General features: G+C 49.0%; 1 rRNA gene. It reads left to right on the top strand.

What is annotated here, in order from left to right:
- Positions 1-12: 12 nt before the first annotated feature.
- A 23S ribosomal RNA gene (locus tag HNQ80_RS25510) occupies positions 13-1640 on the top strand; the annotation flags it as partial.

The raw sequence follows: 1640 nt of genomic DNA, 5'->3' as shown, positions 1-1640 counted from the left end.
TATACAATTTCTGGTCAAGTTACTAAGAGCATAGGGTGAATGCCTTGGCACCAGGAGCCGATGAAGGACGTGGTAAGCTGCGATAAGCCTCGGGGAACCGCAAGCAGGTTTTGATCCGGGGATTTCCGAATGGGGAAACCTACTTAAGTAAAGCTTAAGTAACCTATACTGAATCCATAGGTATTGGTAGGCACACCAGGGGAACTGAAACATCTAAGTACCCTGAGGAAGAGAAAGAAAACTCGATTCCCTAAGTAGCGGCGAGCGAAAAGGGATTAGCCCAAACCAGAAGGTTTTCCTTCTGGGGTTGCGGATATGTTCATCAAAGAAGTGGCTATTGTAGTCGAAGCGGTCTGGAAAGGCCCACCATAGGAGGTAATAGTCCTGTAGGCAAAACAAGAAGACTTCTGAGCATAATCCAGAGTACCACGAGACACGTGAAACCTTGTGGGAAGCAGGGGGGACCACCCCCCAAGGCTAAATACTACCTGGTGACCGATAGCGTATAGTACCGTGAGGGAAAGGTGAAAAGAACCCCGGGAGGGGAGTGAAATAGAACCTGAAACCCTATGTTTACAAGCAGTGAAAGTCCTTTATATGGACGATCGCGTACTTTTTGTAGAACGGGCCAACGAGTTACGGTATGCAGCAAGGTTAAGCTGTTATGCAGCGGAGCCGCAGCGAAAGCGAGTCTTAATAGGGCGAATTAGTTGCATGCCGTAGACCCGAAACCGGGTGACCTATCCATGGGCAGGATGAAGCGGAAGTAAAATTTCGTGGAGGTCCGAACTCATTAGTGTTGAAAAACTACGGGATGACCTGTGGATAGCGGAGAAATTCCAATCGAACTCGGAGATAGCTGGTTCTCCCCGAAATAGCTTTAGGGCTAGCCTCAAAGATTGTGATACGGAGGTAGAGCACTGAATGGCCTAGGGGCCCTCACCGGTTACCAAAGCCTATCAAACTCCGAATGCCGTAATCATTACTTTGGGAGTCAGACTACGTGAGATAAGTTTCGTGGTCAAAAGGGAAACAGCCCAGACCGTCAGCTAAGGTCCCTAAGTACAGGTTAAGTGGAAAAGGATGTGGGATTGCACAGACAACTAGGATGTTGGCTTAGAAGCAGCCATTCATTCAAAGAGTGCGTAATAGCTCACTAGTCGAGTGATCCTGCGCCGAAGATTACCGGGGCTCAAACCTGTCACCGAAGCTACGGCAGTACGTAAGTACTGGGTAGGGGAGCATTGTATGCGGGCTGAAGTCATACCGTAAGGAGTGGTGGACTGCATACAAGAGAGAATGTTGGCATGAGTAGCGAGAGGTGGGTGAGAATCCCACCCGTCGAAAGCCTAAGGTTTCCTGAGGTAGGTTCGTCCACTCAGGGTTAGTCGGGACCTAAGCCGAGGACGAAAGTCGTAGGCGATGGACAACAGGTTGAAATTCCTGTACCACCAAAGATCGTTTGAGCAATGGGGTGACACAGGAGGATAGGTCAAGCGCACCGTTGGTTGTGTGCGTCTAAGCACTTAGGGAGTTAAGATTGGCAAATCCGTCTTAACAATCCTGAGGTGTGATGGGGAGCGAAATTTAAGTAGCGAACTTACTGATTCCACACTGTCAAGAAAAGCCTCTAGTTAGAT

Origin of the sequence: Anaerosolibacter carboniphilus (assembly GCF_014205875.1) — a bacterium.
Taxonomy (GTDB): domain Bacteria; phylum Bacillota; class Clostridia; order Peptostreptococcales; family Thermotaleaceae; genus Anaerosolibacter; species Anaerosolibacter carboniphilus.
The sequence above is the reverse complement of the archived record's forward strand: the minus strand, read 5'-3'. Positions and strand labels throughout refer to the sequence as shown.